This is a genomic window from Agromyces sp. GXS1127, from assembly GCF_050565425.1.
Lineage (GTDB): Bacteria > Actinomycetota > Actinomycetes > Actinomycetales > Microbacteriaceae > Agromyces.
In genome coordinates this window covers 148,718-161,880 of the sequence record NZ_JBOCIG010000007.1, presented here as the reverse complement: position 1 = coordinate 161,880, position 13,163 = coordinate 148,718, and the positions used below count along the sequence as shown (strand labels likewise).

10 protein-coding genes are annotated in these 13,163 nt (G+C 72.3%); 4 read left to right on the top strand and 6 right to left on the bottom strand.

The window, feature by feature from the left end; genetic code table 11:
- Positions 1-143 precede the first annotated feature (143 nt).
- Complete coding sequence (gene gap / locus ACQ393_RS13915) at positions 144-1,142, top strand: type I glyceraldehyde-3-phosphate dehydrogenase (protein WP_430647456.1); 999 nt, start codon at positions 144-146, stop codon at positions 1,140-1,142.
- 321 nt (positions 1,143-1,463) lie between these two features.
- Here gap and ACQ393_RS13910 read toward each other — a convergent pair whose 3' ends face one another.
- Positions 1,464-2,174, bottom strand: coding sequence for a DNA alkylation repair protein (locus tag ACQ393_RS13910; RefSeq protein ID WP_430647455.1), 711 nt, complete (start codon positions 2,172-2,174; stop codon positions 1,464-1,466).
- A 90-nt stretch (positions 2,175-2,264) separates the two neighbouring features.
- Between ACQ393_RS13910 and ACQ393_RS13905 the strand changes: the two genes are divergently transcribed.
- On the top strand, positions 2,265-3,263 hold the full coding sequence (locus ACQ393_RS13905) for a DMT family transporter (protein ID WP_430647454.1): 999 nt from the start codon (positions 2,265-2,267) through the stop codon (positions 3,261-3,263).
- A 97-nt stretch (positions 3,264-3,360) separates the two neighbouring features.
- Positions 3,361-4,374, top strand: a complete 1,014-nt coding sequence (locus ACQ393_RS13900; protein ID WP_430647453.1) for a DUF2804 domain-containing protein — start codon at positions 3,361-3,363, stop codon at positions 4,372-4,374.
- Between the two features lie 73 nt (positions 4,375-4,447).
- Here ACQ393_RS13900 and ACQ393_RS13895 read toward each other — a convergent pair whose 3' ends face one another.
- A complete protein-coding gene (locus ACQ393_RS13895) occupies positions 4,448-5,503 on the bottom strand; it encodes an acetylxylan esterase (protein WP_430647452.1) in 1,056 nt (351 codons plus the stop codon).
- A 66-nt stretch (positions 5,504-5,569) separates the two neighbouring features.
- On the opposite strand from ACQ393_RS13895, the gene ACQ393_RS13890 reads away from it, so the two are divergent.
- Positions 5,570-6,412, top strand: coding sequence for a DeoR/GlpR family DNA-binding transcription regulator (locus tag ACQ393_RS13890; protein ID WP_430647451.1), 843 nt, complete (start codon positions 5,570-5,572; stop codon positions 6,410-6,412).
- 79 nt (positions 6,413-6,491) lie between these two features.
- Here ACQ393_RS13890 and ACQ393_RS13885 read toward each other — a convergent pair whose 3' ends face one another.
- The 4 genes from ACQ393_RS13885 to ACQ393_RS13870 form a co-directional block, all read right to left on the bottom strand.
- Complete coding sequence (locus tag ACQ393_RS13885; RefSeq protein ID WP_430647450.1) at positions 6,492-7,400, bottom strand: LacI family DNA-binding transcriptional regulator; 909 nt, start codon at positions 7,398-7,400, stop codon at positions 6,492-6,494.
- A gap of 74 nt (positions 7,401-7,474) precedes the next feature.
- Positions 7,475-9,778, bottom strand: a complete 2,304-nt coding sequence (locus tag ACQ393_RS13880; RefSeq protein ID WP_430647449.1) for an FAD-dependent oxidoreductase — start codon at positions 9,776-9,778, stop codon at positions 7,475-7,477.
- Positions 9,779-9,913: 135 nt separating this feature from the next.
- Complete coding sequence (locus tag ACQ393_RS13875; protein ID WP_430647448.1) at positions 9,914-11,770, bottom strand: BNR-4 repeat-containing protein; 1,857 nt, start codon at positions 11,768-11,770, stop codon at positions 9,914-9,916.
- Between the two features lie 53 nt (positions 11,771-11,823).
- Entirely contained in the window at positions 11,824-13,137 is a 1,314-nt protein-coding gene (locus ACQ393_RS13870; protein ID WP_430647447.1) for an ABC transporter substrate-binding protein, read from the bottom strand.
- Positions 13,138-13,163: the final 26 nt, after the last annotated feature.

Sequence of the window (13,163 nt, the reverse complement as noted above, 5' to 3'; positions counted from 1 at the left end):
TTGCGGTCTCTGTGCGTCCCGTGGGAGATCGCGCGATGACACGTTGGCGAGATCCTTTCGCATACTGTCGCTCCGGCCACTTCCGCGACATCCGTCACACCATGATGCTGGATCGCGCAACAGAGGAAAGGACCCCTGACGTCATGACCCGCATCGCCGTCAACGGATTCGGCCGCATCGGCCGCAACGTCGTCCGCGCACTCATCGAGCGCGACGCCGACTTCGAACTGGTCGCCGTGAACGACCTCACCGAGCCCGCCGCGCTCGCACGCCTGCTGAAGTACGACACCGTGGGCGGCCGCTTCGGCCGCACCGTCGAGGTGGACGGCGACGTCCTCGTCATCGACGGCCGCCGCGTGAAGGTGCTCGCCGAGCGCGACCCCGCGAAGCTGCCCTGGGGCGAGCTCGGCGTCGACATCGTGCTCGAGTCGACCGGCCGCTTCACCGACGCCGAGGCGGCGAAGGCCCACCTCGCGGCCGGCGCGAAGAAGGTGCTCGTCTCCGCCCCGTCGAAGGGCGCGGACGTCACGCTCGCCTACGGCGTGAACACCGACGCCTACGACGCCGCGTCGCACTCGATCGTCTCGAACGCCTCGTGCACGACCAACGCGCTCGCGCCGCTGGCGAAGGTGCTCGACGACCTCGCCGGCATCGAGCACGGCTTCATGACCACCATCCACGCGTACACGCAGGACCAGAACCTGCAGGATGCCCCGCACTCCGACGCCCGTCGCGCCCGCGCCGCGGCCGAGAACATCGTGCCGAGCTCGACCGGTGCCGCGAAGGCGATCGGCCTCGTGCTCCCGGCGCTCGACGGCAAGCTCAACGGCGACTCGATGCGCGTGCCGGTGCCGGTCGGCTCGATCGTCGAGCTCAACGCGACCGTCTCGAAGGACGTCACGCTCGACGAGGTGCTCGCCGCCTACCGTGCTGCCGCCGAGGGCCCGCTGAAGGGCGTGCTCGAGTACTCCGAGGAGCCGCTCGTCTCGAGCGACATCGTCGGCAACCCGCACTCGTCGATCTTCGACGCCGCGCTCACGCGCGTCGACGGCAAGCACATCAAGGTCGTCGCCTGGTACGACAACGAGTGGGGCTTCTCGAACCGCGTGATCGACTCGCTCGGGCTGCTCGCCGCCGCCTGATCGACGCCGCCCCGTCGCCGCGGCTCGCCCGCGGCGACATCGGCGGCGCAACCGACTCCGGTCGGCCCGGGACCACGCTCCCCGGGTCGGCCGGCCCCGACATCGCGTCGGCGGGGGAGTGGAGCCCCCGCCGGCGCGATTCGCGTCTGCGGGCGGGTGCGGCGTCGGCAGGGCGGCCGACCGAGTCGAAGGCGGTCCAGCGGATGCCGCGGTGCGGGTCGCGCGGGCAGCGCCGGGCCGTGCGAGCCGACGGCTCGAGCCCTTCGGACCGGGGCTCTGAGGTCGATGCGGTCGCCGACTCGCAGATCCGGGCACGACGCGCTACGCGCCCCCGTCGGCGCGCGAGTAGCGCGTGCCCGGCGGCAGCTTCTCGCGCGCCGCGCGCAGGACGGGTCGCGGCATCCGCTCGGCGTTGGCGTCGAGGAAGGCCACGAGCCCGTCGGGGTCGACCGGGCCGAGGTGGCGGAGTGCGATGCCGACCGGCTTCCAGACGACCGGGTCGGGGTCCTCGAGCAGCATGCCCGCGAGCCGGAACACGTCGGCCCTCGCGTCTGCGTCGCCCCGGCGCAGGAATCCCAGGGGCGCGGTCATCGCGGTGCGTCGCCGCAGCGGGTCGGATGCCTCGGCCAGCTCGAACAGCGGCGCGCGCGACCGGCTCGCGAGGAACTCGCCGATCACCCGCGGCGCCGACCGATCGACCATGTCCCACGAGTCGATGCGGTCGTGGCGGCGGAGGTACAGGTCGTACCGATCGCGTCGCAGCGCATCGTCGCGCGAGCCGCGCACGGCGAAGTCCATGACGCAGAAGGCCGCGAGCCGCGGCTCGTACTCGGGCTCGTCGAGGAGCAGCTCGAGCTCGCCGATCGGCATCGCCGCGTAGGGCTTCGCGATATCGAAGAGCGTGCCCATGCGGACGCCGAGCACGACTGCCGTGCCGGGGTAGTGCCGCTGCGGGTACTCGCTCGGGTGAGCCGCCGCACGCAGTTCGACCAGCAGCGCGGCGGCGGTCGGGGCGGGAGCGGCGGCGGCCATGAGCCCACGCTAGGGCCACGCGGCGACGTTCCGCGAGCGTCGGGCACGCGACCGGTCGCGGGTGTCGGCGGCACGCACGACAATGGGCGGGTGACTCGCCGTGGGCTCATCCTCTTCGCGGCGCTCGGTGTCGCCTGGGGCATCCCGTACCTGTTCATCAAGGTGGCCGTGAGCGAGCTCGAGCCGGCGATGGTCGTGCTCGGTCGGTCGGCACTTGCCGCGCTGCTGCTCATGCCGCTCGCGTTCTCCCGGCGCGAGGTGTGGCAGGTGGTCCGGCGCTGGAAGCCGATGCTCGCGTACACGGTCGTCGAGATCGTCCTGCCGTGGTACTTCCTCAGCTCCGCCGAACAGCGGCTTCCGAGTTCGACGGCCGGCCTCCTGCTCGCCACGGTGCCGCTCGCCGGCGTCGCGATCGCGTTCATCATGGGCCGGCCCGAACGGCTCACGCGCCTGAACTGGCTCGGCATCGCGCTCGGCATGCTGGGCGTTGCGGCGCTCGTCGGCCTCGACATCGCAGGCTCCGACCTCATCGCGGTCGCCGAGATGGCCGTCGTCGTGGTCGGCTACGCGCTGGGTCCGGCGATCCTCGCGCGCTGGATGCCCGATCTGCCCGGCGTCGGGGTCGTCGCCGTGTCGCTCGCCGCCACCGCCGCCGTGTACGTGCCGTTCGTGCTGTTCACCGGCGCGTGGCCTGCGGTGTGGCCGTCGACGAACGTGATCGTGTCCATCGTCGTGCTGGCCGTGATCTGCAGCGCGCTCGCGTTCCTGCTGATGGTGGCGCTCATCGGCGAGATCGGTCCGGTGAAGGCGACCGCGATCACCTACGTGAATCCCGCCGTCGCGATCCTCGCCGGCGCGCTCGTGCTCGGCGAGCGCGTGACCGTGTGGACGATCGTCGGCTTCGTGCTGGTCCTCGCCGGTTCGTACCTCGTGACGCGCAAGCGCCGGGAGCAGGTCGCGGCCGAAGGGGTCGAGGAGGCCTGCGCGGAGCAGGCGTCGCTGACGCTCGCGGACGGCGGGCCGGAGCCCGGCGCGGAGCCGGAGCCCGAGCCGGAGCCGGAGCCCGATGCTCCGAGGGGTCGCCCGTAGTCCCGACATCCGCGGCGACCGACCCGGGCGCCGACGACCGGTACGCTGCGAGCGGTGCCGACGCCACGCGGCATCCGTCTCGGAGTGGAGGTACCGGATGCCGCAGCCCGTCGTCGAGCGCGAACTCATCGACCCCGTGACCCTGTGCGGCCCCGACGGGCGGCTCGACCGCGACGCGGTGGGCTGGAGCCGGCGGCCGCTGCACGACACGTCGGGCATCGGCCGCGGGCGCGTCGCGTGGGGGCGCAACAAGCGCTGGGAGTACTGGGCGATCGTGTCGCCGACCCATCTCGTCGCGCTCACGGTCTCATCGCTCGACTACGCGGGCGTGCACAACCTGCTCGTGCACGACCGACGCACGCGCGAGACCATCGACCTCGGTGCGGTCGCCCCGCTCGCGCGCGGCGCGACCCTCCCGGCATCCCTCGGCGACGGTCCGGCCCGGGCCCGCACACGGGACCTGTCGATCGACATCGACGACGAGCCCGGCGCGACGCGCCTGCATGCCACAGCGCCCGAGGTGGAACTCGACGTCACCGTCATCCGTCCCGCCGATCGCGACGCGCTCGCCGTGGTCGTGCCCTGGTCGGATCGCCGGTTCCAGTACACGGTGAAGGACATCGGCCTCCCGGCATCCGGCACCTTGCGGGTCGCAGGCGAGACCGTGCGATTCGCGACGGATGACACGTGGGCCGCGCTCGACCACGGCCGCGGGCGCTGGCCCTACCGCATGACCTGGAACTGGGCCGCGGGCGCCGGACGGAGCGGCGGTCGCGACCTCGCCCTGCAGCTCGGTGCGAAGTGGACCGACGGCACCGGCTCGACCGAGAACGCGATCATCGTCGACGGGCGCCTGCACAAGGTCTCCGAGGAGCTCGACTGGGAGTACGACACCGCGGACTGGCTCGAGCCCTGGCGCATCCGGGGCAGCTCGCTCGACCTGACCTTCACGCCGTTCTGGGATCGCGTCAGCCGCACCGAGCTCCTGGTCATCGGGACGCGCGGGCACCAGTGCTTCGGCCACTGGTCGGGCTGGGTCGAGGTCGACGGTCGTCGCCTGGCGGTCGACGGGCTCGAGGGGTGGGCCGAGGAGATCCGGAATCGGTGGTGACGAACCTGCACCCGATGTCGATCGCCAGCCCGGTCCTGCGAGCGCCCGTGCGGCCCACGCCGAAGTGCCGGCCTCACCCAGTGGCGAGCCTGCTTCGGTCGAGCACCCGCTCGATATGCCGAAGGGTCGCCGCCTCGGCCGCCGCGCGAACCTCGGCGAGACCGGGATACTCGGCATGGCCGGCCGGCAGCACCGCGAGTTCGAGTTCGGCGCCGGTACCTGCCGCATCTCCGACACTCGCGGCTGCTGAGGACGGCGCCGCGTCGCCGGCCGCAGCCACCGCGTTCGCGACGGCGAACTGCCCGGGTGGCGGCACGAACGTGTCCCACAGTGCCGCCTCGACTCGGACGGGTACCCGAGCGAATGCGGCAGCGGTCGACGCGTCGAACCAGCGCAGCACCTCACGAGCTTCCGGGTGGGCGAGCACGTGCCGCCGCACGGCCTCGCCACTGCCCTCGCACTGCAGGTCGAGGCGCACGTCGTATTGTCCGAAGCTCGGGACGATGAGCGTGGCGCCGACGATCCGGTCGTCCCACGGCAGCGCGAGCGCGCCGATGCCTCCGCCGAAGCTCTCGCCGACGACGTAGTGGGGAAGCGGCCCGACGACCTCGTCGAGCGCGTTCGCGGCGCTCCACAGGTCGCTCGCGCAGCGGCCGAGCACGTACTCGTCGACCGAGCCGATCCCGTGGAGCACGTGCTCGTCCTTCGATTCAGGAGCGCCGACGCCCGCATTCACCGCGCCGAGGCCGCGAGCGACGGGGAACACGACCGCGGCGTCCGCGGGCACGCGTGCGAAGTCGGGCGCCTCCCGGCCGCCGTACCCGTGGCTGTGCACGATGCCGACACGGGCCGCGCCCGACGTCGGCACGGCCAGCCACCCGCGCAGCCGGAGCCCGTCGGACGCCGTGAACGTGAGGGATGAGACCTCGTGCGCGCCGATGCGACCGAGCGGGACCAGGTCGGGAGCAGCCGGAACGGCGCGTGCGGACTCGTTCCAGCGTCGCCAGGTCGCGGCGAACCCGGGCGGAGGCGGGACCGGCGGCACGGCGCGGAGCGCCGCCTCGTCACAGCCGTACGTGCCGTCGATGGCAGCGGCGGGGAACCACGCGTCGTAGGGGGCGGCGGTCATGCGGGAACCTCCGTGGTGCGGGCGGCGGGCCGTGGCAGACTGGCCCGAGGGTCGGAAGGAGAGCCGGTGCTGGTCGCGGAACGTCGGGCGCGGATCATGGCCGCGGTGCGGCGACAGGGCGCGGCGACGATCGGCGACCTCGCCGACGAGCTCGACGTCAGTGCGATGACGATCCGGCGCGACATCGAGGCGCTCGCCGCCGACGGGCACCTCGAGAAGGTGCGCGGCGGCGCGACCGTGCACCGCAGGCCCGATGCCGACGACCGACGGTTCACGACCCGCACGGATCGCATGCGCGAGGAGAAGCGCGCGATCGCGCGCCGAGCGGCGGCGCTCGTCGAACCCGGGATGGCCGTGGGGCTCTCGGGCGGCACGACGACCTGGGCGCTCGCCCAGGAGCTGCGGTCGATCCCGGATGTCACCGTCGTCACCAACTCGCTGCCGGTCGCCGACACGTTCCAGCGGCCCGACCGAGCCGACGAACCGTACACGCAGACGGTGGTGCTCACGGGTGGGGTCCGCACGCCGTCCGACGCACTCGTCGGCCCGGTCGCGGTGCGCTCGCTCGAACACCTGCACTGCGACCTGGTGTTCCTCAGCGTGTACGGCATCGACGTGCAGGCCGGCCTCACCACGACGAACCTGCTCGAGGCCGAGACCGACCGCGCGCTCGCCGCAGCCGGACGTGAGGCGATCGTCCTCGCCGACCACGCCAAGTGGGGCGTCGTCGGGCTCACGACGATCATGGACCTCCACGAGATCGACCGGCTGATCACCGACGACGGCCTCCCCGAGGAGGCGCGCCAGGTCATCGGCGGCGAGGTCGGGGAGCTCTGGGTCGTCCCGGTCGGCGACATCGCCGAGACTGGCGTCGACGTCGAGGCGACGGCCGACTCCGCCTCGGACTGATCGCGCGGGCCTCGGACGACGCGCGAGCGACCGACCGCCTCCGGCGGCGAGCCGGTGAGCGGATGACCCACGGCCGACCTCAGCGCGTCCGGCTCGTGCGGGCCGTGCTCGCGCGCGCGACGATGCGCGCCGGCACGACGACGTGCCGGACCGGGAGGTCGGCGCCCGGGGGGCTTGCGATCTGCCGCTCGAGCTCGGTGAGGGCCGCCTCGACGAGCGCCTCGTTGTCGGGCGCGACGGAGGTGAGCGCCGGCGCGGCGAACCGGGCTGCCCGGACGTCGTCGATGCCGATGACCGCGACATCCTCCGGGATGCGGCGCCCCGCCTCGTGCAGCGCGGCGAGCACGCCGAACGCCACCGAGTCGTTCGAGCAGACGACCCCGTCGAACACCGTGCGCGAACCGATGAGTTCTCGGAGCGCCCGCTGGCCCTCGCCCGAGGTGAACGAGACGACCTGCGCGACGAGCGCCGGGTCGGGATCGAGCGCGAGGGCGGCGACCGCCTCGCGATAGCCCGCGAAGCGCTGGTCCGCGGCATCCGACGGGCTGGCATCGCGCGGGCCGATGAACGCGATCCGACGGCACCCGACGGAGGCGAGGTGCTCGACGGCCGACCGCGCGGCGGCCTTGTTGTCGATCGTGACGTGCGTGAACGGACTCACCTGGATGTGCTCGCCGAGGAGGACGAGCGGCCCGGGCGACGTGCGCCGCGTGAGGTCGCCGACCGTCAGCGAGCGGGGGATGTGGATGAGCCCGTCGGTCTGGGGCAGCCCGACGCCGTTGGCGATGTCGACCTCGCGATCGTGATCGCCCTCGGTCTGCTGGATCAGGATCGAGAGTCCGCGCTGGTCGGCGCGTCGCACGATGAGCGCGGTGAGCTCGGCGAAGTACGGCTCTTCGAGGTTCGGAACCGCGAGTGCGACGATGCCCGTGCGCTCGCGGCGCGGCATGGGGGCGCTGCGGCGGGGCGCGGTTGCGGGGTCGGCCACGGTGCTGCTCCTCGCTGCGATGCGGTCGGAGCGGCGTCGCTCCGCCCCGGTGATCACCGTAGTGCGATTCTCGGTCATGCCTGCACCCGGAACGCGATGACCCGCGCCTCTCGTGCGCCGTTGGTCGCGGTGACGACGAGACGTGCCGAGCGGATGGCGCCGAGCCCGTCCGGGAGCGGATGGATGCGGTGACGCCACCGGTTGTCCCGTTCGACGGCGACGACGACCCAGGCGTCGGCCGCAGGCTCGTCGTCTGCGTCGTCGTCGTCGGCCGCATCCGCTGCCGGCAGTACCTCGACGCGGTAGTCGCGGACGAGCTGCGGCAGCACCTCGTCCGGGCTGCGATGGTGGTGGAGCGTGTTCAGCTCGAGGTCGACGTCGTCGTCGAACACGAGGCGGACTTCCCGGCCGGAGACGGGCTCGTCCCAGTCGAGGCGGAGCCATTCCTCGCGCCCGTCGCGCATGCGCGCCGACGCCCACAGGTTCGGCCCGCCGAACGGACGGTGGTACCCGCCGACCGCGCGCTCCGGCGCGAGCGCTTCAGACTCGGGCGCGGCGCGGAACGCGAGCGACCGCCCGCGGAGCGGCTTCGTCGGCCACTGAACGAGCAGCTCGTCCTGGCTGATCGTCACGTTCTGGTCGTCGTTGTCTGCGCGGTGCACGAGCGTGAGGACGCCCGGCGGGAGCGGCCGCGTCGTGTGCACGGTGACGTCGGGGTTCGCGCGCACGACCACGATCGCGTTCTGCGGCGTTTCGGGGGCGAACGGCGTCGGCAGGGTCACCCAGCGCGCGTCGCCCGCCGTGAGCTCGACCGCGGTGGCGTGCTCGAGGTGCGCGGGCACCACGTTCTGGGGCTTGCCGGTCGAGAACACCTCGACCGTGAGGATCGTGTCGCGCACGGCGGAGACGAAGAGGTCGACGGAGTCGAGTCGGGGATGTACCGGGACCACGATCCCCAGGTCGTCGGCGAGCGGATGCGGCATCCGCTCATCGCCCTCGTCGGCGCCAGCCGCGATCACCCGTGACGCACTCGAGGCGCTGACCCGTGCCCGCAGCGCGAGGTCGTCGGGGTCGTCGTTCGCGACGCCGAGGACCGAGGCATCCCAGCGCAGGAGCGTCTGCCGGAGCTCCTCCCGGCGGTCTGCGTGCAGCTCGCGCGGCGTGACCCCGTGCTCGACGCACAGTGCCGCGGCCGTCCCCGCGGCCTCGCCCATCGCGGCGCACGTCGCCATGACGCGCGCGGCGCCGAACGCGATGTGGGTGGCGGAGACATCCCGCCCGGCCATCAGCAGGTTCTCGACGTTCACCGAGTACAGCGATCTGAACGGGATCTCGAAGACGCCCTCGGAGAAGCGCTGCAGCGCGCCCGCGCCCTCCGCGTACATCCCCTGGGCGGGGTGCAGGTCGATCGACCAACCCCCGAACGCGACGCCGTCGTCGAACGCGGTCTGGTCGATCACGTCGCCCTGGTGGAGCGTGTAGTCGCCGATGAACCGGCGGTACTCGCGCTTGCCCGGGAGGTTCCCGATCCACTCGAGCGTGAGGGTGTCGGCGTCGAACTTCCCCGAGTTCTTGATGTAGTCCCAGATGCCGAGGATGACGCCGCGCAGTTCATCGCGGATCTGCTCGTTGTCGTCGACGATGTCGAGCTCGCCGCCCCACTCGATCCACCAGTAGTGTGCGCCGCTGTCGCCGCTGCGGATGACGCGGGAGGTCGGGATCGGCGTGGTGGAGATGTCCTTCGCCGTCTCGGGCGCCACGTACTTGACCGGGCGGCCGAGGTCGGTCGTGTAGAAGAGCAGGGTCGAGCCGAGGAACTCGCGCACCGGCTCCTCGGGCGCCCAGTCCTCGCCGAACTCGGCCCGGGACTCCTTGCCGAGGCGGTAGCGGGCGCCGGCGAGGTGGCCGACGAGGCCGTCACCAGTGCAGTCGAGGAACACCGGGGCGCGGAACGTCGTCCGGATCTCCGAGCCCATGGTCCAGCCGGTGACGGACTCGATACGGCGCGCGTCATCGGGGCCGCTCGCCTCGACCTCGGAGACATCCGTGTTCAGGAAGAGCTGCAGGTTCGGCTCGCGCCGAACGGTGTCGAGCACGACGTCGTCCCAGTAGACGGGGTTGCCCTCGGGATTGCGATACTGGTTCTCGACGTAGAGCTCGCCGATGATGCCCGTCTCACGCGCCCACCGCTGGTTGCCGTGGGCCGTCGCACCGCACACCCACACCCGCACCTCCGACGACGAGTTGCCGCCGAGGACCGGCCGGTTGGTGACGAGCACCACGCTGCGACCCTGGCGCGCCGCCGCCACGGCGGCGCTGACGCCGGCGAGTCCGCCACCGATCACGATGATGTCGGCTTCGACGGTCTGAGTGCGCATGTGGTGCAGGGTCCTTCCGGTACTCGCAGGGGAGGGGTGCGGGTGAGGTGTGACGTCTGGTGGATGGATCGGGGCTGCGGGTGGAGATGGGAAGCCGGTGCGCCCTCCCGCCGAGTGGGGCGCACCGGCCGTCGGTCATCCGCCCGCCGCGATCGCTTCGATCTCGTAGACGCGGGCCACGTCGGTCGACGAGGCGGATGGGTCGGTGATGAGCAGGCGGACCTGATCGGCGACGAGCCCGTTCGCGGGCGCGACGACGGTGCCGTCGACGCTGTCGTCGTACCGGCCGATCTCGGTCCAGCCGGCGTCGGTGTGCACCTCGACCGTGAAGTCGCGGAGCACCGACTGCGAGGGGATGCCGCTGCTGTAGCCGCTGCGGACGCGCACGACCTCGAGCGCGGTCGGCTCGCCCCAGTCCGCGGTGATGCTCGGGGTCAGGTCGCCGAGCGCAGAGATCCAGCGACTCGAATCGGCGCACTGGCCGTCGACGGCGAGCTCGGCCGCGGTGTCGGCTCGGAGCTCGGACGAGGCGGTCACGTCGGCGCCGAGGGCCACGTTCGTGCCGCCGAGGTCGCCCCGGATGCCGCTCACGACGCCCGCGAGCGAGACGCCGGTCGTCTCCGCGCCGGCTCGGGGCACGAGCACATGGCTGAGCGTGCCGCTGCCCGGAGAGGTGGCGGGCGCGCTGACGTACAGCACGTCGTTCCCGTCCTCGCCGACCGCTGCCCGCAGGCGCTGCTGTCCGACCACGTCGCTCCCGACTGTCGAGGCCGACCAGGAATCGTCGTCGGCGAAGCGCTCGAGCGCGATCACCTGGCTGCGGAGCACGCCGCACACCTGCACGCCGAGCACACCGTAGACTCGGGTCTTCGCGCCGAACGAGGTGACGTCGATCGCGGCGATCGTCGACACGCCCGCGCCGAGCTCCGAGGCATCCACGAGTCGCTCGCGATCCCATCCGGTGCCGTTCCAGCCGGCGACCCAGATGTCGTACGCGCTCTCGTCGGCGGGAACGAAGCGGTAGGCGATGGCCTCGAGGGCGTTGTTGCGGATGGCGAGCTTCGCGCTCTGCAGCGCGGGCGTGTAGCTGCCGATCTCCTCGCCCTCGGTGAACGGCTGCCAGACCACGGCGCCCGGGGTGTCGGGCGTGATCGGACCCGCGAGCCTCGTGCCGGCGGCATCCGAGAACGAACCGTCGGTCGGGTCGTAGACCACGTACGAGCCGAGGTGCCTCGCCGGGTCGGCGGGGAACGGGCCCCACTCCCAGAGCACGTGCAGGCGGCCGCGCTCGTCGACCTCGACGTCGTCGGGGTAGAACGAGTAGCCCCGCGCGGAGCCGATCGCGGTCTCGAACGTCCACTCGCCGACGGCGGGGTCGAGGTGGTACAGCGCCCCCTCGCGAGTCGCCTGACCCTCGAGACCCGAGCGCACGAGCACCCAGACGTCGCCCTCGGGACCGCGCGCCGTGACGGGATAGGTCATGAACCCGTCGAGGTCGGGCATCTCGGCCGTCGCATCGACGAGCGACGTGACATCGCCCGGCACCGTCGAGCGGAAGTAGTTCCACTGCTCGTGGTGCATCGAGACGAAGGCGTGGATCGTGCCCGACCCGTCGACGATGATCGACGGCTGGTTGTGGCCGTTGTCGTCGACGAACGTGGCGCACTCGCCGGTCGTCGCGCGGAGGCATCCGTCGACCCAGGCGCCGTCGGCGCCCTTCGCGGCCAGGTGCACCTCATGGCGCGACGACGGCGAGGCCGGCGCGTCGTACGCGAAGTAGGTGACCCCCTCGAAGACGTCGACGGGCGACCACCAGGCGGCCTGGTTGGACGTGTCGACGGCGTAGGGGAGCGTCTCGACCTGGACGGGCGGCGGTGCCGCGGCCGCCGCCGGGGCGAGCCCCACGGAGACCGCGGCGACGGCCGCGGCCGCGAGTGCGGCCGCGGCGCCACGCCGCCGGGGGTGGTGCGTTCGGTGCGATGCTGCCTGCATGGTTCCTCCTCGAACCCGATGCGGAGTCGTGCCGGTCATGGGTGGGATCCGCCTCAGTCGATGAGCTTCTGCGCGGCCTCGCCGGCGGCGGCCATCGCATCCGCCGGGCTCTGCTGGCCCACGAGCACGGCCTGGACGCGCTCGGCGATCTCGGTCTCGATCTGCGCGTACTGCGGGTACGCCCAGAACGGGTTCGTCGTCGCGGTCGCGGTGATGCGCTCGCTGAAGAGGGCCCCGAACTCGTCGGAGGTCACCTCGTCGGACTCGAGCGCCTCGGTGATGGCCGGCGGCAGGCCGCGGCGCTCGTAGTCCTCGAGCACGGTCTCGAGGTCGGAGGTGACCCACTGCCCGAAGTCCGCGGCGGTCTGCGCACCCTCGCCGTCGACGACCACGATCGCGCCGCCCCACACGAGCGCGCGGGGCGTGTCGCCCGACTTCAGCACCGGGCGCGACTTCGGGTCGAGCTTCGAGCCGAGGTCGGGGTCGGGCGACTCGCCGGTGACGGCGCCTCGGCCGACGGGGGCGTCGTCGTAGATCGCCGCGCGACCCTGCGCGAACAGCGACCGGGCGTCGAAGCGGTCGACGTCCGGCGCGATGAGGCCCTGGTCGTAGAGGCTCTTGTACCAGGTGACGGCCTCGACGCTCGCGTCGTCGCCGATCGTGACCGTGCCATCGTCGACGAGCGGGCTGCCGAACGTCTGCATCCAGATGAGGATGTCCTTGAGCTGCGCGGCCTTGGTGGAGGCAGCGTAGGGGATGAGGCCGCCGCCGAGCCCCTTGAGGTCCTTCAGCGCCGACTCGAAGTCGTCGATGGTCGTCGGGAACTCGTCGATGCCCGCCTTCTGCAGGATCTCCGAGTTGGTGACGAGGCCGATCGCGCCGATCGTCCACGGGAAGCCGTACTGGACCCCGTCGAACTGCGCGGCCGTGAGCGCGGACTCGGTGTAGCCGCGACCCTCGGTGAGCGCCGAGACATCCTGCAGCTTGCCGAGCGCGGCCAGCGCGCCGAGCCAGGCGACGTCGACGTGCGCCGCACCGGCGAACTGGCCGCCGCGCACCTGGAGCGTGAGCTGATTGAAGTACTCGTTGTAGGGGAACGAGACCTCCTCGATCGCGACGTCCTTCGCGCCCGAGTACTTCTCGAGCAGCGCCTGGATGTTCGGCGCCGCGGCCTCCTCGGTGAGCGACCAGCTCGAGAAGGCGAAGTCGGTCGGCGTGAAGCTTCCGCCTGCGGCGGCCGCACCGGGCGTGCTCGCGGTGCCGGTCGGCGCGCACGCGGCGAGCGTCATGCTCGCGGCGCCGATGCCGAAGATCTGGAGCGCGCGTCGGCGGGTCATCGGCGACGTCAGCAGTTGGCTTTCGGACATGGGGGTCCTCCTCCTCGAGGGATGGG

Excerpts from the sequence above, each read along its gene's own strand:
- ACQ393_RS13900 (WP_430647453.1), top strand. The coding sequence starts at position 3,361 with ATGCCGCAGCCCGTCGTCGAGCGCGAACTCATCGACCCCGTGACCCTG.
- gap (WP_430647456.1), top strand. The coding sequence starts at position 144 with ATGACCCGCATCGCCGTCAACGGATTCGGCCGCATCGGCCGCAACGTC.
- ACQ393_RS13880 (WP_430647449.1), bottom strand. The coding sequence starts at position 9,778 with ATGCGCACTCAGACCGTCGAAGCCGACATCATCGTGATCGGTGGCGGA.
- ACQ393_RS13910 (WP_430647455.1), bottom strand. The coding sequence starts at position 2,174 with ATGGCCGCCGCCGCTCCCGCCCCGACCGCCGCCGCGCTGCTGGTCGAA.
- ACQ393_RS13875 (WP_430647448.1), bottom strand. The coding sequence starts at position 11,770 with ATGCAGGCAGCATCGCACCGAACGCACCACCCCCGGCGGCGTGGCGCC.
- ACQ393_RS13895 (WP_430647452.1), bottom strand. The coding sequence starts at position 5,503 with ATGACCGCCGCCCCCTACGACGCGTGGTTCCCCGCCGCTGCCATCGAC.
- ACQ393_RS13870 (WP_430647447.1), bottom strand. The coding sequence starts at position 13,137 with ATGTCCGAAAGCCAACTGCTGACGTCGCCGATGACCCGCCGACGCGCG.